Genomic DNA, 20,336 nt, shown 5'->3' on the forward strand with positions numbered 1-20,336 from the left:
TAAAATGGGTGCTTTTTTAATTCATCTTGTGAAGGGGAAAAGGTAACAAAACCCAAATTCACTTCCATTCGGCGACTGCTTTGCTAGTATTTCGCTACAAATGACTTTACATCTTTAAATTGAATTGATCTTCCGTTAAGGAAGAGAATGCGATGAGCGAAAAGAGAACAAAAAGAAAAAATATTATGAAAAAAATAAGGGAAATATGGGATGATTGGAAAGTGACGAGTAATATTCTCCGGTTTCTATTCTTATTTATTGCAGCCGTCGGCTCATTTGGGATGGCTATTGGCTTTCCAAAAAATTGGTCCAGCGATATCGATGCACCCATGATCAATTCATTAGTGTCCATCTTCGTGACTGTGCCAATTACCTTATTGACCGGGGCGGAATAATTTTGGTTACCGCTTATTCGGCCAAATTGAAAGAAACTATTTCAAATTGCCCAAGTATGCGTTTCAGGCAGCGAACACAAAAAAATGACTCGAGAAACCATAACGGTAACTCCAGTCCATATACGGAAAACCCAGGGATGACACGCTCATATTCATCCTGAGCATCTGTAATGGCCAACTTAGAACGAAAACAGCGAAGCCTGCTGGATAACGGATACTTTACGCGGGGGCGCAATCCGTTTTTAGTTTAAAACTGTGAGCCTAGCACTGCCAGTACAATCTTGCGTTTCACAATGAAGAACCAGACGATAAGTACCCACAGGAACATTGGCCTCAAAATTAGCATCGGAATATCCACCGTAACGGAAAGGATAATTGGAATCCCCTACTGAGAGATACCATTCAAAACCTGAACCGTTATTTCCTTTATCTACTTGGATTTTGACATGATACCCCGCCGGAACATAAAGTGCCCTGGTTTGCTTATACACATCGCCGTAATTCATCCCCACAAAAGATGAATCATAGGTTGAAGCGGCTACCGGCGAAGCCATTAACCCGACTGCTACCAAGAAAACAAATAATCCCCCTAATACTTTTTTCATCGTGCATCCATCCTTTCTCTTCCTCAAGATTCAAAAACCTACCAGTCAGTATATATAAACCGACTAGTTGGTTTATCTTTATTTTAACCATTTTCTGTGTCATAATCAATACGCAAATTAAAAAATTACGAAAATAGGGGATATTCCATGAAACATCAAGAGATGACGGAACGTACAATTCGAAAACTGATGGACGCAGGGATTGTTTTGTTTGCCAAGTATGGCTACAGCAACACCAGTATCAACCAGATTGTTAAGGAAGCCGGACTATCCAAAGGCGCATTTTATGCTCACTTCCCAACCAAAGAGGATTTCTTGATGAAGGTGCTCCGCCATGACCTGTCAGTACTTGCCTCAAGTACAACAAGAGCTGGCTGATCAGATGGAAGAATGGCGACAAGACCTTACGCGGTTGTTTGAAGTGATGAAGAAAGAAAACTCATTGGCAGTCCGCTTGATGCAAGGACGCTGGCAACTGTCGCAATGGCATTGTTCAACGGGTACAATGTGCAACATTACATTGATGATCGGATTGACATTAAAGAAATCCTGCCAGTATTTATTGAGCTGTTACAAGTTCAATCTCCTAAAGAATGGTCAGCATTCATATAAGTTGGCCTTGGCTTACTGATGCTCAGGATAAATATGAGCTTGTCATCCCTGAGTTTCCTGTATAAACACGAATGACTTGAGTTACCTTTATGGTTTCTCAAGTCATTTTTCCGTTTTCGAACAATTAGTGGCAAAATCGGCGTTCGCTACCTCCATCCCACTGCGGACGTCCTTTTTTTCGATCCAAAGGAGGGATTTGATGCGACCACTGGTAACTTGGGAACAGTTAAGTGTGATCTTGGCCAGGATCCCTATTATTGTTGAGTCTCCTTGAAGCGGGTGATTTTTTATTTCTTCGGAAAATATTTTTCAATTCGTTTTCGTGCCTCTTCCTGAATCTTTTGATACCCCGGGTCTTCCCTCCATTCTTTGTGAATCCGCTCCCGTTCCAGTTGATGCTTGGCGCAAACGATATCCGGGTAATCAAAGCTTTCTCCACAAACCCGGCAGAAGTAGACTCGGGGCTTCATTCATCTTCTTCCTCCTCTTGGATTTGTTCCGCCATCGATAAGCTTGTTTGCTTCTTTTTTTATCCCTTCTCGATTTCTTCCCGTTCTTGTTGCAATTCTTCCTCGGTTTCTTAAATGTTCATCAGTCTGTGTTTCAAACATGTCTTATAAAAACAGATAAGGCCCACCCTCAAAAGAACCTTTGACGGCAGGACAACTGACTCACTCCCTGGAACGTTTCGATCCTCTTACCGGGGGTGTATCTATTGATACTACTCAACTTGTTCAAGCTAATGACATTAATATTGGAGAGTTTCTATCCTCCTACTGGAGGTGTATTTATTGATTCCATTGATCATGCTTTGGCGTCTTGTGCAAGGTTTTATAGTTTCAATCCTCCTACCGGAGGTGTATCTATTGATTCGACGAAGCCACCTGAGCCAAAGCGGAAGACGAAAAGTTTCAATCCTCCCACCGGAGGTGTATCTATTGATTCTGAAAACCTTTGACTCTAAAGAAGCACATCAAGTAGTTTCAATCCTCCCACCGGAGGTGTATCTATTGATTCGGCGTTCACTGTACTCCTTAATTTTATTGGGCTTATTCGTGGTTTTCCGAACATCTCCCCGATTTGCCCAGGTTTCAGGCTTTTTTGACTGGATAACCTCCGTCCAAAAAGTCTGGGATCCCTTTATTTTTGCAGACTTTGGCGTTTCCGAACAACCCTTGGGTCTTTTTCGAAGCTTCCGGTGTTCGCAAATGCCGGGAGAGAATTTTTCTTATTTTATTTTCAATTATAAGTTATCCATTTTGTTATTCGCAACCCAGCCTGACTGAAAGGACGGGGCTGATCTGCATTCCAATTTCGCCCGGGCGCAAGCAGGCATCCCGTAAAAATCCCCCCTTCGATGTTTTAATCTCTTTTGATTGTGATAATATTATTTGAAATATTATTAACAATATTCCAACCAATTATAACGAGGTCCATGATGAACTTCTCCCTTAAACCATTTTCGTTGCGGACAAAAATTAACATATTGGTGCTGCTGATCGTCGGTTTCGTGCTGATTCTGGTGATGTCGGGCCTGTCCTGTAACATTATCCAGTCGCGGTTTGAGGAAACCGGCAACCGCGCCCTTCTCCTTGCCAAAACCGTCGCCGGCATGCCGCAAATCCGGAATGCGTTTCTCCAAAAAAACCCTTCCGCGCAAATTGAACCGCTCGCCGAGGAGATTCGCAGGAGAACGGGGGCGGAATTCATCGTGGTGGGCAATATGCATCTCATTCGGTACAGCCATCCCAATCCCGCAATGATCGGCAAGAAAATGGTCGGCGGGGATAATCAATACGTATTGCACGGAAAAGAGAGCATTACCCAGGCTGTGGGAACACTCGGTCTCTCGATTCGCGGCAAAGCGCCGATTTTTGATGAACACCGGCGGCAAATCGGGGTCGTGTCCGTCGGTTTCCCCGTGCAAAATATATGGAACGATATTTTTGCTTCGATCAAGCACCTGGGGATGGTGGCCGTGATCGGACTGGTATATGGCTTTATGGGTGCACACCTGCTCTCCGGACACATCAAAAAACAGCTTTTCAACATGGAGCCTCATGAGATTGCCTTGCTCTCCCAAAAACAGCACGCGATTATGGAATCAATCCGGGAAGGAATATTGGCCGTTGACCGTCAGGGCAAAATCACCGCCTGCAATCAGGAGGCCAAGCGGCTCATCGGTCTGGAACCTGACTGTGACATCATTGGCCAACCGATTCGCCAGATTGTTCCCAATTCCCGGTTGCCCGAAGTGCTCGAAGAAGGAGTCAGCCAGTTTGATCAGCCGATGATCATCCATAACTCGCTGATCATTGCCAATCGGGTGCCGGTTCTGTTGAATGGACGGGTCATCGGTGCGGTTTCCACTTTTCGCGATAAACTGGAATTGGACAAAATGAATCAGCAATTGAATGATGTCCGTCACTACGCGGATGCCTTGCGCAGCCAGCGACACGAGTTTTTAAACCGCCTGCATACCATTTCGGGGCTCATTCAAATGCAGGAGTATGAGCTTGTACGCGAATTTATCAACCAGGTCAATGAGGAACAACAACATCTGATCGAATTTTTCATGTCTCGCATCCATGATCCAGCCGTGGTCGGAATTCTGATCGGCAAAATAAACCGTGCCAAGGAGCTTGGAATACAATTGACCGTTGATCCCTCCTCCCATCTGCGGGAGCCATGCCCTCATCGGGAGGTGGTTATCTCCGTTCTGGGAAATGCGATTGAGAATGCTTTGGAAGCGCTCGCAGAAATGCCTGACAGGAAGGAAAAAGCGCTCGTTTCCGTCTATATCAACGACCAATCCGATTCGTTGCAGATCCGGGTAACGGATAACGGCCCCGGAGTTGATCCCGAACTGGGACAGCACATTTTTGAAAGCGGGATATCCACCAAAGGAAAAAATCGTGGCTTCGGCCTGGCCATCGTCTCCCGGCTGGTAGCGAAAGCCGGGGGAAAGATTGCCATGATTTCCGCAAATTCCGGGGCGACGTTGGAAGTGAACTTGCCAAAAGAAGAGGTGGTCATCTTTGATGCCGACACCGATCCGCGCCGCCGTTGTCGACGATGACTTTATGATTGCCAGATTGCACGGCAAATTGGTCGAATCGCTCCCCGACTATCAATGGATCGGCACAGCCCACAATTATCGCGAAACGCTCGATCTGCTGGAGAAGCAAAAGCCGGACCTCCTCTTGTTGGATGTTTACATGCCGGATCAGTCCGGTCTCGAAGTTCTGCGAAGCATCCGTTCGCACAACTCTCCGTGTGATGTGATCCTTGTGACGGCGGCCAAAGAGCTGGAAGTGGTGGAAGAAGGGTTTCGCCTGGGTATTTTTGATTATTTGATCAAGCCATTTGACCTCAACCGGCTGAAAAAATCCTTGGAAAAATATTTGTTGTTCCGAACCCGCCTCGCCAAATCGAATCAAAAGTTCATCGACCAAATGGTGGTGGATGATCTCAAAAAATTGCGCTCGGTCACCCATTCGGACAGATCCTGGCAACAAAAAGGAATCGATGTTCGGACATTGGAACGGATCCAAGCTTGTCTGGCCCGGTCAAACGGGTTTCTCAGTGCCGATGAAGTGGCTAAACTGGCCGGTGTGAGCCGCTCGACCGCCCGTCATTATTTGGTCTATTTGGCGGAAGAGCAGCTCGCCGAGGAGCAGCTGGCGTACGGAACGGTAGGCCGTCCCCAGTGCTTGTATCGCCTGAAATCCCCCAAGTGACTTTTCTTCTCCAAAAACGATCAATCCACCCGGGATGAAAGTCCAAAAGAGGATTGGACAAACATCTTCCCCCCGACAGATCAGCCCCGTTGGAACAGATGTCCGGCGGGGCTGAAAACCGGGTTATTGGCCTGCTTGATTTGCCTTTTCAACGAATTCATTCGTATAGGTCTCTTCCAATTTCACGTGCGCCTGTTTCAGCTTCGGCTTAAAGGCAGACAGTACTTCATACACTTTGGCCGGGCCGTCTTCCGGCATCTTTCCGTCCGGGGAAAACATGGACATGCTGCGGGACAGCGCGCTCACATACATCTGTTTGTCCCCGGCATAATACGCTTTGGGCAGCCGGTTGGCGATTTCTTCCGGCTTATGAGTTTGCATATAATTCAGCGTCTTGCTGAATGCATTGACCAATTTTTGCACAGTTTCCGGATGGGACTTAATGTAGTCCGATCTCAAGTAAAGACAGGCCGCCGGATAATCCCCTCCAATCGCCTGCCTCGTCCCGCCGGGGGTCGACATGTCCACAAGGGGCACAGCGAGATGTTTTGCCTGCAAAAGGGAAACCGTCGGTTCGGTTGTAACTGCCAGCCCGATTCTTCCCTGCTGCATGGATGCGATCAGCGTGTTTCCGGCACCGACAGGAACGGGAATGTAATCTTTTGACGTATATCCACCCTTGACAACAAGATAATTGGCGAGAAAGTTGGTGGAAGCCCCGAGCCCGGTCACGCCGATTTTCTTGCCCTTGAGATCACGAACCCCCTTGATTCGGTCTTTGTCCTTATTGTCAACCATCAAGGTTTCACCCGGGGTGATCCCCAACTGAATGACTGACTTCAGGTATTTTCCCTTCGACTGCAAATCGATCGTATGATCATAGAAACCGACCACGGCATCAACCTGTCCGGCAACGAGCGCCTCCTCCGCCGATTGCCCGGATCCTTGGTTAATCAGTTCAACATCAAGCCCTTCCTGTTTGAAATAACCCAGATTTTCAGTCAGTTTCGCCGGCAGGTAGATGATTTTTTCCATCCCGCCAACCATAATCTTGATTTCGGGCGGCCCGGAACCCTCCGGATCGGAAGAACTGCAACCGGTTGTCAATAAAGGGAGCATCCCGATCAGCGTTAAAACGGCTGCCAGTCTTTTGGTCAGAATCTTTCTCACTTCATTTCCCTCCCTTTTGGATGATTTACTCCTGCTTTACATGACGCCAGGCGATAAACCGCTTTTCCAGACAACCCACAGCCCAGTCGGCGATCAGCGCGGTAACCGAGAGCAGAACCATGGCCGCAAATACCCCGGTTGTGTCAAACGCCCCCTGCGCCTGGGAGATCAAAAAGCCGAGTCCTTTGGTTGCACCGATGAATTCCCCGACGACCGCCCCGACCAGCGCAAAGCCAAAACTGGAATGCAGGCTGGAGAGAATCCAGGTCAGCGCCGAGGGGATAATCACATGAAAGGCCAGTTGTTTTTTGTTGGCGCCAAGGAGCAGGGCATTGTTCACCAGATTTCTGTCCACTTCGCGGACTCCCTGAAATGCGTTGAAAAAGACCACAAAAAAAGTGAGAGTTACACCCAACGCAACTTTGGAGGACATATCCAGCCCCAGCCACAGAATAAAAATCGGCGCCAGGACTACCCGGGGCAGAGCGTTTAACATTTGAATGTAAGGACCGAAAATAACGGACAAAACTTCGCTCATGCCAAGGGCATATCCGGCAATCACCCCGAGAATCACTCCAAGCACAAAAGAGATGATCGTCTCTTCAAACGTGACGAGAAAATGGATGTACAACGGTCCCTGGCTCGTCCCGTTCTGAAACCAGTCCGCAATTTGCAGCAAAATCACCTTGGGACTGGAAAAGAAGAACGGGTCGATGATTTTCCAATCGGCCAGCAGCTGCCACGAACCGACCACCAGAACAAATACGGCAGCTTGCAAGGCCAAGTTGCGAAAGCGGCGTTTGACCGCCTTGGCCCGCATTTCGCTCCGCCGGGAAACCTCCTCAACCGAAGCGGTACTACCTGGACTGATAAGATTGCTCATAGCTGATCATCACCTCGTCGCGCAAATCATTCCAGATTTTCTCGTGCAGTTTCAGAAACTCCGGGTCGAAACGGATTTCGGACACATTTCGCGGCCGGGGCAGATGAATGCGGTAGTCTCCTTTAATGGTTGCCGATGGCCCGGCAGTCAGGACGATAACCCGATCGCTCAGGGCAATCGCTTCCTCCAGATCATGGGTAATAAAAACGACGGAGGCCGATGTCTCTTCCCAAATCGTCAGCAATTCATTTTCCATCAATGAACGGGTATGAACATCAAGGGCGGAAAACGATTCATCCATCAGCAGGATTTGCGGTTGCACGATCAGGCATTGCGCCAAAGCAACCCGTTTGCGCATCCCGCCCGACAATTGGTGCGGGTAATGCTTTTCAAATCCTTTCAAACCGACCCGCTCTATCCACACTCTTGCCTCATCATAAGCTTCAGCCTTGCTAATTCCGCGTAGCCGAAGGCCGAGCGATACGTTATCTATCACCGTTTTCCAGGGAAAGGTATTGTCGGTTTGAAACACACAAGCAGCTTGTTTGTTCAACCCCTGCAGCGGTTCCCCCTGAATTTTGACCGTGCCGCCCGTCGGCTGTTCAAACCCGGCGATCAATCCCAATGTCGTCGATTTGCCGCATCCCGTCGGCCCGACAAACGAACAAAATTCCCCTTTGGCCATCCGCAAATGGAGATCCCGCAAAACGGTATGAACTTCACCGGAAGGTTTGACATACTCTTTCGTCACCCCGGCCAGTTCAATCATCGGCGGCTCTGCACCGCCCGTTTGTTCATTTTGGATTGGATCATTTTCCGCTAAACGCAATTTCCATCCTCCTCTCCTGTACGAAAGCGCTTTAATTTGAATTCTATATAACATTCTTATTGTTTTGTATATTTAGTCGAAAAGTGTGAAATAAACAATAAAAGAAATTTTGTTGATTTTGCCGATGAAAGAAACCATTTAAAAAGCCGAAATCCAAGCGGGTTGGAAATCGGCTGTCGGAATTACCGTAAGGTTCTGATCACTTCCAGATCATTTGTCTTCGTTTCGGAAACGGAAAGCCATGCCCGATCATTTCGCCAGTTTACTTCGACCGGGGTTTCAAAAAAAGCAGACAGGTTGGAACTGTTTAATACGGTCCGCGTTTCTCCTTTGGCAAAGACACGGCCCCGGCGAAGCAACAAGGTATGGGTGAAGATCGGCAGTATTTCCTCAATGTGGTGAGTCACAAACAGCAGATGAGGGGCATCTGAACTTTCGGCCAGCTGACGAATACTGGACAGCAATGCCTCTCTGGAGAGAAAATCAAGCCCGTTGCAAGCTTCATCCAAAATCAACAGTTTGGGTGAAGCCATCAAGGCGCGGGCAATGAGCAGCTTCTGTTTCTCCCCTTGGGAACAGGTTTGATAGGAACGGTCGAACAAATGGCCGCACTCCAATTGCTCCATCAACTGACGGGCTCGTTTCACATCATTTTCGCCTGTTTTTTCGTACAGACCGATCGAGGCGAACTTCCCGCTGAGCACCACATTTTGCGCCCGCTCCCGTCCATTGATTCTCTCTTGCAGAGACGAACTGACCCAGCCGATCGACTTCCGCAGTTCTCTTAAGTCAACTTTGCCAAACGGGTGGCCCAACACGCTGATTTTTCCTTGCGAGGGCCAGAAATAACCGTTTATGAGATTGAGCAATGACGTTTTCCCCGACCCGTTCAGCCCCAATATCGCCCAGTGCTCACCTGGTGAAACCTTCCAGTTGACCTGATGGAGAATCGTCTGATCTCCCCTTCTCCAAGTAACATCGTTCAGTTCAATGATGGCCGCCAATCTTGATCTCTCCTTTTCCGGTGAAAATCCCATCGCAAGCCGGGGCATGGGAACCCCGCTCCCGTTTTGCTCAGTCTCTATTTCGGTTGTTCCGAAAAGACACAAAGATGTTCCTCACTTGTTTCATTAACAACCTTACGAAATTATTCGTTATGATATAATATTCTCCCATTTTTAACAACAACCCAAAAGGCTGAACAAGCGGAGATTTAACAAAATACGGGACACTGATTCATTTTCACACATACACTGAATATTGCGAATATAACAAATCTGTAATAGTATAATAACATGTCGCTATAAAAATAGTTTCAATCCAAAAATGAAATTCCCCAACCAGGTAACTGCGAAATACTTCCAAAGGAGGCGGTGGAGATTGAACAACACGCTCCCAAACCGGCGTTGGCTTCGCATTATTCCCCCTGCAATTTTGGTATACATCGTAGCTTTTATGGACCGCACCAACATCGGATTCGCGATGGCGGGCGGAATGGATCGGGAGCTCGGGATGACAACTTCCCTATCCGGACTTGCTGCCGGAATTTTTTTCGTCGGGTATATTATCCTCCAAGTTCCCGGCGGAATCATTGCCGAAAAAGGAAGCGCAAAAAAGTTTATCGCCTGGACGATCATCGCCTGGGGCACACTGGCCACCGTGACCGGATTTGTGCAAAACGCGACGCAATTGATGATTCTCCGGTTTCTGTTGGGAGTTGCTGAAGGTGGGGTTTGGCCGGCGATCCTGGTTATCATCAGCCACTGGTTTCCCAACGAAGAGCGCGGGCGAGCCAATGCGTTCTTCATGATGAATATTGCAATCGCTTCCATTATTACCGGCCCTTTGTCCGGATGGATCTTAAGTATTTGGAACTGGCGCATGGTGTTTATCATTGAAGGGATAATTTCACTGGCTTTGATCTTCGTCTGGCTCCCTCTGATCAGTGACCGGCCGCAAGATGCGAAATGGATTTCCGAACAGGAACGAGACTATTTGGTGAAACGCTGGCGTACGGAACAGGAGTTGCTCAAGGCAAATCCGCAAGGCCCCGCCTCATTTGCGGAACTCTTCGCAAATAAAAACATGTGGAAGTTAATTCTGATTTATTTCTGCTATCAGACCGGTATTTATGGCTTTACCCTGTGGCTTCCGACCATCATAAAGCAATTGACACATGCGGGAATGGGAAGTGTCGGGATTCTGTCCGTTTTTCCGTACATCGCAACGATGATCGGGCAATACCTGTTCGCAACCCTGTCCGACCGGAGCATGAATCGAAAACTGTACACAGGGTTGCCGTTACTGGGTTTTGCGCTCTGTTTGCTGTTATCCGTTCAATTCCAAAGTCAGATTTGGGTATCCTTTGCCTTTCTGGTTGGATGCGGATTTTTCCTGCAGGCCGCATCCGGCGTTTTCTGGGCCATCCCTCCGGTTCTCTTTTCGGCCAATGTTGCCGGGGCAGTGCGGGGAGGAATCAACGCACTCGGGAACCTGGGCGGTTTCCTCGGTCCGTATATCGTGGGCTGGCTGACTGCTTCCTTCAGCCCCGAAGCAGGAATATACGGGTTGATTCTATTCCTGGCGACAGGATTTCTCCTGACACTTTCCTTGCCGGAAGCGACTACTGGTAAATAGTCAGAAAATTGAAACTGATGGGCATCGGGGTAAGAACAAACATCTTCCGGAGCAGAATTAAAAAAGTCCTCTCCCCAAAAACACCGGGGAGAGGGCCTGCTTTTCCTTCGGACTTCTTACTCCGCAACGTCCAAATTCGTTCACCGATGGCAGCATGGAAAAGAAAAGATCCGGAAAAACGATGAGAGAACCGGGGATGGCCCAAAGCTCTTTACACATCAAGATCATGATGGTCCCTGCGAATCCAGAAAGGACAAACCGAATATTTCGTATTTATCATCCTTCTCTTCCCTTATGTCGGACTCGGCAAATGATCAAATGAATTCTTATTAATACCCGGCATGGTCCATCACTCTGCGTAAATCAGTCACAAACTGCATAAAATATTCTTCCTAATTTTGGCTGCCGGCAAAGTCTTTCAGATCAGAATCATTGGATAATGAGTCATACAATCCTCTCAAATCATCGACAAGAACCTTTTTCATATCCGCTTTGGTAATCGATTGATCCATCCTGCATTCATTGACGAGGGTCTGCAATGTTTCTTGAAGGTCAAGGTGATCATAGGACGGATGAGATAACAAAAACTTTAAATCATAAAGATCTTTAAACCTGGGTCTGACAATCGTTTGATGCAACTTCCAAGCAACCTGGACCGAGAGGGGGATGGTGTACGGAACGATGAAACGATCTCCATAAACGGTCCGATACTCTAACGGAACAGGTTTGACGTCCAATTCCAAGTTAAACGAAATATCCAGAAAAACGGAATCATATTCATCATAATCCTCATCAGGATCTCTTGGCTCATCTGTGAAATAATAAGCAAGATATGTATTGACTGTCGGAAAATCATCTGCCATGGCATAGTCTATGTTTCTCCAATATCCATATTCTTGAAAACTCACAAACTTGATTCCGTCGTTCAAATCCATTTCTGTCACTTGAGTCATCCAATTTGTGAAAGTTTTATAGGCTTGATTGACATCTGTGATTTTCTCCAAATACAAAAAGTCGATGTCTCCAACATACCGAATATCCGGATTCTCCAAATATTGTCTCGTTAACAGGCTTCCTTTTAATGCAAATGGCATATCCACCAGTGATATCCTTCTCAAAAGCGCCTCCATCACAACCAGTTCGATTTCCGTCCAATCCATATCCTTTAAATTTTCCCGACTGATCACGATTCTCTCTCCCTGTTTTCATGAAACCTCTCACGAAAGCCATCCACGATCCAATTCTTCTCTGCTGTCGTAGATACATAATTCATATTGTTCTTTTACAAATTCAATGCCATTTCCCTTTAAAACAGAATGGATCTTCTCTACTCTCTCATAGAATTTTTCCTTACTTTCATATTCTCTGACGGTTATAAATCGCACTTTTCCATTGGCATTTAAAGAGTTTCTGGAAAGATGCCCGCCCAGACCTGCGCACAAATTCTTTACCATGGCAACATCATCAACCTCAATTTTTCCATGCCATTCAAAGTAAGGCTTAGAATGCTTGGTCAGTGGTTGATAAAAGTACTGTTCTTCATTTGGAGACGTCTCTACTTTTTTTCTCATGATGGTGAATCCATTTTCTTGAAACTTGGTTACAATCTTGTCGACTTCTTTATTCGCTTCATGAAAATCCGTCCTTTTAATCACTCCCGTAAACATTGGCTGACGGATGTAATCTCCTTTATCCAAGACGATCATTAGAGGTTTGACCTGTTCCGATTGACAAAGCCTTATGAATGCATCCCTTTCAGCAGGGCTTAAATCCTGGACTGTAATGTGAAATTCAAATTCCATTGGTCTCACTCCTGGATATATCTTTCATTATGTTTGCGCCATTTTTTCATTTTAAAAATAATAAAAAACATTTATCAAGAACAGTCAATTTTGGAATTTTGAAGGCTCCCCAGCCCATTTGAGTCGTGTAAATGATGAAAATGGAGCAGAGGCAATTATACGTCAGGGTATTTGCCACATTGCGTCAAGCACGTTGCTTTCATGGTCTTTGGCTTCGGATGCACTTTCCAACAGATCGATATGATGTAGGATTACAGCGCGGATCGGCTCCAATTCCGCCTCTGCTCACTGCTCGTCCAGGATCAGCCCCCCCTGCCAGGCGTTTGCAATCTCTTTCGGGTATTCCTCTTTACTTTGTCTGACAAGATCTTCCGTTTGGATCAACCAGCTGCGCTTATCACGGTCCCGACGTTGCCTTCTTTACGATCTCCATATCCATTCCTCCCCGGATTGGTGCGGGAACGGCCAACCCGATCTGTCCATGTGTATCATTCTCAACCCCGGTTTAGAGAGAATCAGCATCGGTCAATTCTCCATAAAAGGGAGTGATTCAACTTTTTTCAGGCACCTCCGGCAAAATCGTTGATCTTGGCCAAAATCACCCCGTCACTTGGACACTTGCAAGATCACCTTGTTCGCTTGGCGTTCGGCGAAGAGCCGATATCCTTCCGGCGCTTTCTCCAGAGGCAGACGATGGGAAACAACCACCGTCGGATCAATCCGTCCACCCTGCACCAGTGCCAGCGTCGTATCAATGTCACGGTGGATATTGGCAACTCCGAGGCGAAACGTCACATCTTTCACCAAACTGGCCATCAACGGATAGGCAAAGGTATCTTCCGCTGTAATGCCCACGGCGGATATGCGCCCGCCCCCGCGAACAAGCTCAAACCCCAAAGCAAGCGTGGCTGAACCTCCAACTGCTTCGATCACAACGTCCGCCCCTTCACCGTCGGTCCATTCGCGGATTTTTGCTTCCGCATCCATCTCCTTTGAGGGAACCGGGATCGCACCCAGCTGCGCGGCCAGCTCGGTCCGCTCTTTGACGAGATCAACTGCGAAGACCCGGGAAGCTCCCAGAGCAAAGGCACTCTGAACTGCCATGATCCCGACCGGACCGCAACCGATCACGGCAACGTTTTCTCCGGGCTTCAAGCCGCTGTTCACAACGGCTCCGTAGGCAGTGGTCAGAATATCTCCGGTAAACAACGCCTGTTCATCGCTCAACCCATCCGGAACCCGTCGCAGGGTATAGTCCGCATACGGAATACGCGCGAATTCAGCCTGTGTCCCATCCAAATTACCGAAGGCCACGCCGTAGCCCAGTACACCTCCAAACCGACACTGGTTATAGTGACCACGCCGGCAGGTTCGACATTTGCCGCAAGCAACGTGAAAGGCTCCAACCACCCGGTCCCCCCGTTTGAAACTTTGCACTTGTGGCCCCACTTCTTCGACTACCCCCACATACTCGTGTCCGATGATCGCTCCCGGCATCATCCCCGGGATCGTGCCGTGATAAAGATGCAAATCGGATCCGCAAATCGCCGCTGTCGTAATCCGCACGATCGCATCAGCAGGTTCCTGTATCACCGGATCCTTCACTGTCTCAACCCGCACATCACCCACGTCGTGAAATATGACCGCTTTCATCCGCGTTTAACCCCGCCTTTTATTTGAATATAAATTCATATAAATCTACCTATATTTTATTATATTAAGAATATTTATACAACTAAGTTCATCCCGTCTTGTTCCATGTCGATATTTTTTGCAAATTTGCAAAAAAGCCTTGTCAAGAAGTGACTCACTAAGATAAAATAGCATCAAGACTATTATATAACAGATTAAAAAATCAGATATTGTAATATTACAACAACTGACCAATGGTTTCATACAACAGCGAAATATAAAAAACCGAATCAGGGGGAATGAACCGATGAAAAATGACGTTTTCCAGCGTGATCGCTTTTCCCAACAGAACATAAAAGGGAAAATTTTGCCTCCCGGAACACCCTTTATCCCTCCCTTCACTCCCCTTCCGGAGTGGCAGTATGCTTACCGGGTGATCATCTGCCAAAACGACCAAAGCTGCCGCCAAATAAAAGCCGTCAGAAAAATCGTCCCCGTTGCCAAACCGAAACCAGGCCAAGTGTTACTGTACATGCTGGCAAGTGAAGTAAATTTTAACGAGCTTACCGGGCTGGCCCATGAGAACCAACCGGAATTCACCGTAACCGGTCACCGCGGTCTGGGGCTGATCGTGGCAACCGGCGATGACGTAAAACGGGACAACGGGCTGAAAGTCGGAGATATGGTCACTGTTCATCTGGTGAAAAATCCGATACCTTCCGCCACAAACACCAATGGCCCGGAAACCAGGCTGATTACACGCCTGCTCGGAACCCATCAGCAGTTTGCCCTTTCCCCCGTCACGCAGGTTACCCTCCGGAATCGCCTGTGGGAAAGTTATTGGAAGCAAAAAGAGCTTGCCATCAAGATTATCCCCTTTGCAAACCTTGAAAACGAGCAGGACGGACTAGATGACACAGATCTCTGCATCATCCGGCATGCGATGCCTCGCCTGGACCTGACGGACAGCCATGAATTGTTCCAAGCATGGAAGGCATAGTTCCAAACAGGCTAAACAGGTGCAATGATCGGAGCGATCATGGGTTTTGACACGGGAACAGATGATTAAAAAAGTGGTGATTCATGCAATGAACATGAATCACCACTTCAGCAAACCACTGCTCTGAAGATTTTTACTGAACGTTCATCCACCGGGTTTTTGATACGACATGAACGCTTCCTGTCGTCGGATGCGCCTTCAAACTCCGGAATACGCCAAGAAACCGCCATCCACCGGAATAGTAATCCCGGTGACAAATCCGGACATGTTTTCGTCCGCCAACCAGAGCAGCGTTCCCAACAGGTCTTCGGGGGAACCGAATCGTCGCATCGGTGTATGAGACAGGATTTTCCGCGAGCGTTCGGTCAGGGAGCCATCTTCATTCAAGAGGAGACTGCGGTTTTGTTCCGTCAGAAAAAAACCGGGGGCAATGGCATTGACCCTGATCCCGACATCAGCCATATGAACGGCCAGCCATTTCGTGAAATTTTCGATTCCCGCTTTCGCCGCACTGTAAGCCGGAACCTTTGTCATGGGGCTCGGTGCGCTCATCGACGACATATTGATCACAATGGCCCCTTTTCTGCTGATCATTTTTCGCGTAAAAACCTGAGTCGGAATCACCGTTCCCAGCAAATTCAGGCTGAACACATATTGAAATCCTTCCGGGCCCAAGTCGAAAAATGTCTTCACTTCCTCCTGCCCGAGATCGCTGATCTTCAGCGTTTCATGTGTTGTAATGCCCTCGGGGTGGTTTCCGCCGGCACCGTTGATCAAAATGTCACAAACGCCCAATTCCTCCGTCACAATCTTTTCCGCCCGCTTGACGCTTTCCGCATCCAGGACGTCGCAGGAAACAGCAATCGCTTCACCGCCCGATCTTCTTATCTCCTCCGCGACTTTTTCACCTTTCTCCCGATTGCGATTCAAAATCGCGACCTTGACTCCTTGCCTGCCGAGCTCCCTGGCCATCGCGCTGCAAAGGACGCCGCTGCCGCCGGTGATCACGGCCACCTTTCCCTTTAAATTCCCGTTGACTGGCAGCATCTTCTTCCTCCTCCTCTTTTCGTGAAGATGTGTTGCAGTCCGGTTCGCGGATGATCAAATGCTTTCTCAGCAAGGAATCCCGGATATCCCACAGTGTTCCGTCATCCTTGCCCGTAGTACGCGTGCACACCATGTTTGCGCAGATAATGTTTATCCAGCAGAAATTGGCTGACCGGGGTAACCGCCGGGTTCAGCTGGCAGGTATGGAAGGATATTTTGGCGATTTCCTCCAGCACGACGGCGTTGTGAACGGCATCTGCAGCATCTTTTCCCCAACAGAAGGGCGCGTGCTGGTATACGAGAACGCCGGGTATCTTCGCCGGATCAATCTCCTTCTCCTGAAACGTTTCAATGATGACCTTTCCCGTTTCGTGTTCATACGCCCCCTGAATCTCATCAGAGGTCATTTCCCGTGTACAGGGAATCTCTCCATAAAAATAATCGGCGTGCGTGGTTCCAAGCACAGGAATCGGCCTGCCAGCCTGTGCCCATCCCGTCGCCCAAGGGGAATGTGTGTGCACAATTCCGCCGATCACAGGAAACGCTCGATATAAGGCCAAGTGCGTCGGAGTATCGGAAGAAGGTTTCAACTTCCCTTCCACCTGATTTCCATCCAGATCAACAACGGCCAGATCCTCGATCTTCATCTTTTCGTAAGGTACCCCGCTTGGCTTGATGACGACCAGCCCCTTCTCCCTGTCGATTCCGCTCACGTTCCCCCAGGTAAAAGTGACCAAACCGTGGAGAGGAAGCTGCTTATTGGCTTCCAGAACCTCCCGTTTCAGCTGTTCGAGCAACTCCGGTCCCTCCTCTGAAGCTCTATTCGTTCTCCGCTCCTTCGCTCGGCGCAGACCGATCTCCGTTTGCGGTTGCCGTTTTCTTGATCCGTTTCAGTCTTTTCATCACGTTATTTTCACCGCGGCCAAAGTAGTCGTAAAGTTTTTTGTACTCTTGATACAGCTTTTCGTAAACGGCTGCATGTTCCGGCAACGGCTTATAATACTCATCTTTTACTTTCGCCATTTTCCTCGCCGCCTCAACAATCGAATCGTACCCGCCCCGCTCCTTTCCGGCCGCCACTGCTCCAAACATGGCGGCTCCGAGGGCCGGCGTTTGCGCTGAGGCCGAAACGCGGATTTCCATGTTAAGCACATCGGCATAAATTTGCATCATCAGGCGGTTTTTTTCCGCAATGCCACCCGCCGCGTAAAGTTCATGGATGGGAACCCCGTGCTCCCTGAATGTTTCCACAATCATTCGGGTGCCATAGGCAGTCGCTTCGATCAGGGCGCGGTAAATTTCTTCCGGCTTCGTATGCAGGGTTGCTCCGACAATCACTCCGGTCAAATCGGCATCGACCAGTGTTGAACGGTTGCCGTTCCACCAGTCGAGCGCGATGAGACCGCTTTCACCGGGGTTCAGGAGGCTCGCCTTTTCCGTGAGTAGCTGGTGAATATCAATCCCCCGCTCTTTGGCTTCTTCCATATAACGGGCGGGCACACCGTTTTCAACGAACCATTCAAAGTGGTCTCCGACACAGGATTGCCCTGCCTCATAGCCGATCAGCCCCTGAATCACCCCGTCTTCAACTGCTCCGCAGATCCCAGGAACAGCCTTTTTTTCTTCACCGAGCAAAATATGGCAGGTGGAAGTGCCCATGATCATCAGCATTTTGCCCGGTTCGGTAATTCCCACAGCCGGCGCCGATACATGTGCATCGACATTGCCTACGGCCACGGCCGTTCCGGGCTTTAATCCCGTTAATTTCGCTGCCTCCGCCGTAAGTTCGCCCGCCTTGGAGCCGATCGGATAGAGATCCGTACTCAATTTCTCTTCAACGAGTGTTGCCAGACGCGGATCGAGTGATTGAAAGAACTCCCGGGACGGATACCCTTCTTGTTTATCCCAAATCGCCTTGTACCCGGCTGTGCAACTGTTCCGCTTCACTTCTCCCGTGAGCCTGGAAACCACCCAGTCGGTCGCTTCAAGCATCTGATCCGCCGCTTCATAAACCTCCGGAGCTTCATTCAGGATTTGCCAGATTTTCGGGATCAGCCATTCGGAAGAAATCTTGCCCCCATACCGCTGCAAAAATTTCTCTCCCCGCTGCTTTGCAATTTCATTCAAGCGATTCGCCTCTTCCTGCGCGGCATGATGCTTCCATAACTTCACATAACTATGCGGATTCTTTTTAAATTCTTCCTTCATGCACAACGGAATCCCGGCGGCATCAACCGGAAGCATGGTGCAGGAAGTGAAATCGATTCCAATCCCGATCACATCATCAGCTGAAACCGCCGCTTTCTGCAATACTTCCGGGATGGTGACCTGCAAAACCTCCAGATAGTCCGCAGGATGTTGCAGAGCCCAATCCGGCTCCAATTTGGTCATGCCATCCGGCAAATATCGATCGATTACCCCATGGGTATACGCTTTGATCGCGGTTGCGATTTCCTTTCCTGTTTCCACTTCCACCAGCACGGTTCTCCCTGACAGGGTGCCAAAGTCAACACCAATGCTGTATTTCATACATCTCCTCCCCTCCGGCGATCCGAATGCACCGGTTTACACACTCACGGACTGCTTCTTTATCGTTCTCCATTGTTCCGAATGATCCGTCTGTTTCTGCGATTCCGGATCCCCCCAACCGGGATGGCGGGGCGCAAGTTTCGTTTCCTCCATCGTCCCGCGCCTCACGCCCGCCGGCTTTGCAACTGAAGCATGTCGTTTTTTACTTTGTACCGCCCCATTTTCCCGTGGAACTTCTCACAACCAATTCCGGCTGAAAGACGAACGACTCGATGGCATGACCCCGGTCTCCTTTTTCAACCGCTTCGATCAGCAATTTGGCGGCCATCTCCCCCATCTGCATCTTCGGATGCTTGATCGTGGTCAACTTCACTTCGGATGCTTCTGCCAACAAAGAATCGTCGTATCCGACAACCGAAATGTCCTGCGGCACCTTCAAAGCCAGCTCGCGGATCACATCGAGAATGGAGAGAGCGATTTCATCGTTATAGCAAAAGACGGCTGACGGCCTGTCTCTCTCCCTCATCAAACGGGCAAACGCCATTCTCGGTTTTTCCTCTTTTTCTTCTGTTCCATAGGAAATGACCATTCCGGGCTGAACTGGCAATCCGGCCTCCCTGTGCGCTCTGAAAAAACCTTTCATCCGTTTGATGCCTTGCAGATCATCTGTCTTAAACAACCCGGCAATCCTCCGATGACCAAGCTCAATCAGGTGCCTTCCCGCAAGGTAACCTCCAAGCTCATCATCCATCGTCACACTGGGCGGTTGCAGATTGGGATAATAAGCATTAATCATGATATAAGGAATGCGCTTTTGTTCCAGGGTCAGGTAATAATCAAGGTTCTCATTGTACAGGGCGGTCTTGGTCGGCTCCAGAATCAGACCGTCCACCTGTTTATCCAGCATCATCTGCAAACACTCTTTTTCATCTTCCGGCCGGTTGTTGGTACTGGCGAGCAAAATGCCGTACCCCTTGGTGTTTAAATATGATTCCGCTCCACGTATAATGGACGGAAAAATGTAATCCGATATATATGTGGTGATAATTCCGATTATTTTGTTGGATCTTTTTCCCGGAAAACCGTTGTAAAATGTCCCGCGCCCCTGCTCTCGGTACAGCCAGCCCTCATAAACCAAATCTCCGATCGCCTGGCGGATGGTATGCCGGCTGACCTGAAACAAATCAGCCAGTTCATGTTCGGATTTGATTTTTTGATGCGGCTTGACTTCCCCGTTAACCAGCCAAGCTTTAATCGTTTCTTTTACCTTGCTCCGTTTTGTGGCCATATTTTCCACCTTTACAATGAATTAGTCACACAGCCAGTATACCATACAGGAAAGCAGCCCCGACCCCGCAATATCACCCAATGAACAGGCGCGATTCCGCCACGGCGACCTTCAGGCTTACAGCCGTTTCCGAACCGTTGACCCTCCATCGCTATCGCTTACGCTTT

19 protein-coding genes are annotated in these 20,336 nt (G+C 48.6%); 6 read left to right on the forward strand and 13 right to left on the reverse strand.

Annotated features, from left to right (window positions below; translation table 11 throughout):
- The first annotated feature begins 152 nt into the window (after nucleotides 1–152).
- Nucleotides 153–395, forward strand: coding sequence for a hypothetical protein (locus I8U18_RS06080; RefSeq protein ID WP_198064579.1), 243 nt, complete (start codon nucleotides 153–155; stop codon nucleotides 393–395).
- A 242-nt stretch (nucleotides 396–637) separates the two neighbouring features.
- On the opposite strand, the gene I8U18_RS06085 is transcribed toward I8U18_RS06080, so the two are convergent.
- The gene (locus tag I8U18_RS06085; RefSeq protein ID WP_198059677.1) at nucleotides 638–1,000 is read right to left on the reverse strand and encodes a hypothetical protein; all 363 of its coding nucleotides are present in this window, start codon (nucleotides 998–1,000) and stop codon (nucleotides 638–640) included.
- Between the two features lie 147 nt (nucleotides 1,001–1,147).
- Here I8U18_RS06085 and I8U18_RS17730 point away from each other — a divergent pair, with 147 nt between their 5' ends.
- Nucleotides 1,148–1,378 carry a TetR/AcrR family transcriptional regulator gene (locus I8U18_RS17730; protein WP_232336306.1) on the forward strand — a complete coding sequence of 77 codons (231 nt, stop codon included), beginning with the start codon at nucleotides 1,148–1,150 and terminating at the stop codon, nucleotides 1,376–1,378.
- 521 nt (nucleotides 1,379–1,899) lie between these two features.
- On the opposite strand, the gene I8U18_RS06095 is transcribed toward I8U18_RS17730, so the two are convergent.
- A complete protein-coding gene (locus I8U18_RS06095) occupies nucleotides 1,900–2,082 on the reverse strand; it encodes a hypothetical protein (protein ID WP_198055105.1) in 183 nt (60 codons plus the stop codon).
- 968 nt (nucleotides 2,083–3,050) lie between these two features.
- On the opposite strand from I8U18_RS06095, the gene I8U18_RS06100 reads away from it, so the two are divergent.
- Nucleotides 3,051–4,691, forward strand: coding sequence for an ATP-binding protein (locus I8U18_RS06100; RefSeq protein ID WP_198064580.1), 1,641 nt, complete (start codon nucleotides 3,051–3,053; stop codon nucleotides 4,689–4,691).
- The gene (locus tag I8U18_RS06105; RefSeq protein ID WP_033101287.1) at nucleotides 4,654–5,352 is read left to right on the forward strand and encodes a response regulator; all 699 of its coding nucleotides are present in this window, start codon (nucleotides 4,654–4,656) and stop codon (nucleotides 5,350–5,352) included. The genes I8U18_RS06100 and I8U18_RS06105 overlap by 38 nt, the downstream gene beginning before the upstream one ends.
- A 123-nt stretch (nucleotides 5,353–5,475) precedes the next feature.
- Here the strand turns inward: I8U18_RS06105 and I8U18_RS06110 are convergent, their stop codons facing one another.
- From I8U18_RS06110 to I8U18_RS06125, 4 genes are all read right to left on the reverse strand, one after another.
- Entirely contained in the window at nucleotides 5,476–6,522 is a 1,047-nt protein-coding gene (locus I8U18_RS06110; RefSeq protein ID WP_198064581.1) for an ABC transporter substrate-binding protein, read from the reverse strand.
- Nucleotides 6,523–6,547: 25 nt separating this feature from the next.
- Nucleotides 6,548–7,405 carry an ABC transporter permease gene (locus I8U18_RS06115; RefSeq protein WP_198064582.1) on the reverse strand — a complete coding sequence of 286 codons (858 nt, stop codon included), beginning with the start codon at nucleotides 7,403–7,405 and terminating at the stop codon, nucleotides 6,548–6,550.
- Entirely contained in the window at nucleotides 7,380–8,234 is an 855-nt protein-coding gene (locus I8U18_RS06120; RefSeq protein WP_198055108.1) for an ABC transporter ATP-binding protein, read from the reverse strand. The genes I8U18_RS06115 and I8U18_RS06120 overlap by 26 nt, the downstream gene beginning before the upstream one ends.
- 182 nt (nucleotides 8,235–8,416) lie before the next feature.
- Nucleotides 8,417–9,238 (reverse strand): ABC transporter ATP-binding protein, encoded by an 822-nt coding sequence (locus I8U18_RS06125; protein WP_198059679.1) that lies wholly within the window; start codon nucleotides 9,236–9,238, stop codon nucleotides 8,417–8,419.
- 376 nt (nucleotides 9,239–9,614) lie between these two features.
- Here I8U18_RS06125 and I8U18_RS06130 point away from each other — a divergent pair, with 376 nt between their 5' ends.
- Nucleotides 9,615–10,871 carry an MFS transporter gene (locus tag I8U18_RS06130; protein WP_198055110.1) on the forward strand — a complete coding sequence of 419 codons (1,257 nt, stop codon included), beginning with the start codon at nucleotides 9,615–9,617 and terminating at the stop codon, nucleotides 10,869–10,871.
- Between the two features lie 392 nt (nucleotides 10,872–11,263).
- Here the strand turns inward: I8U18_RS06130 and I8U18_RS06135 are convergent, their stop codons facing one another.
- The 3 genes from I8U18_RS06135 to I8U18_RS06145 all read right to left on the reverse strand — a co-directional run bounded on the left by I8U18_RS06135 (nucleotide 11,264) and on the right by I8U18_RS06145 (nucleotide 14,326).
- Nucleotides 11,264–12,058, reverse strand: a complete 795-nt coding sequence (locus tag I8U18_RS06135; protein WP_370589374.1) for a nucleotidyl transferase AbiEii/AbiGii toxin family protein — start codon at nucleotides 12,056–12,058, stop codon at nucleotides 11,264–11,266.
- A 30-nt stretch (nucleotides 12,059–12,088) separates the two neighbouring features.
- Nucleotides 12,089–12,673: a hypothetical protein gene (locus I8U18_RS06140; protein ID WP_198059682.1), complete on the reverse strand. Its 585-nt coding sequence runs from the start codon at nucleotides 12,671–12,673 to the stop codon at nucleotides 12,089–12,091.
- Between the two features lie 606 nt (nucleotides 12,674–13,279).
- A complete protein-coding gene (locus tag I8U18_RS06145) occupies nucleotides 13,280–14,326 on the reverse strand; it encodes an alcohol dehydrogenase family protein (RefSeq protein WP_198064583.1) in 1,047 nt (348 codons plus the stop codon).
- A 286-nt stretch (nucleotides 14,327–14,612) separates the two neighbouring features.
- On the opposite strand from I8U18_RS06145, the gene I8U18_RS06150 reads away from it, so the two are divergent.
- Nucleotides 14,613–15,305 carry an alcohol dehydrogenase catalytic domain-containing protein gene (locus I8U18_RS06150; protein ID WP_033101291.1) on the forward strand — a complete coding sequence of 231 codons (693 nt, stop codon included), beginning with the start codon at nucleotides 14,613–14,615 and terminating at the stop codon, nucleotides 15,303–15,305.
- Nucleotides 15,306–15,503: 198 nt separating this feature from the next.
- Here the strand turns inward: I8U18_RS06150 and I8U18_RS06155 are convergent, their stop codons facing one another.
- From I8U18_RS06155 to I8U18_RS06170, 4 genes are all read right to left on the reverse strand, one after another.
- Complete coding sequence (locus I8U18_RS06155) at nucleotides 15,504–16,352, reverse strand: SDR family oxidoreductase (protein ID WP_033101292.1); 849 nt, start codon at nucleotides 16,350–16,352, stop codon at nucleotides 15,504–15,506.
- Between the two features lie 101 nt (nucleotides 16,353–16,453).
- Entirely contained in the window at nucleotides 16,454–17,149 is a 696-nt protein-coding gene (gene araD, locus I8U18_RS06160) for an L-ribulose-5-phosphate 4-epimerase (RefSeq protein WP_198055114.1), read from the reverse strand.
- Nucleotides 17,150–17,171: 22 nt separating this feature from the next.
- Nucleotides 17,172–18,881 carry a ribulokinase gene (araB, locus tag I8U18_RS06165; protein WP_198055115.1) on the reverse strand — a complete coding sequence of 570 codons (1,710 nt, stop codon included), beginning with the start codon at nucleotides 18,879–18,881 and terminating at the stop codon, nucleotides 17,172–17,174.
- 202 nt (nucleotides 18,882–19,083) lie between these two features.
- Nucleotides 19,084–20,169 carry a GntR family transcriptional regulator gene (locus tag I8U18_RS06170; protein WP_033101294.1) on the reverse strand — a complete coding sequence of 362 codons (1,086 nt, stop codon included), beginning with the start codon at nucleotides 20,167–20,169 and terminating at the stop codon, nucleotides 19,084–19,086.
- Between the last annotated feature and the right edge of the window lie 167 nt (nucleotides 20,170–20,336).

This window comes from Thermoactinomyces sp. CICC 10522 (assembly GCF_016055075.1).
GTDB classification, from domain to species: Bacteria; Bacillota; Bacilli; order Thermoactinomycetales; family Thermoactinomycetaceae; genus Thermoactinomyces_A; species Thermoactinomyces_A daqus.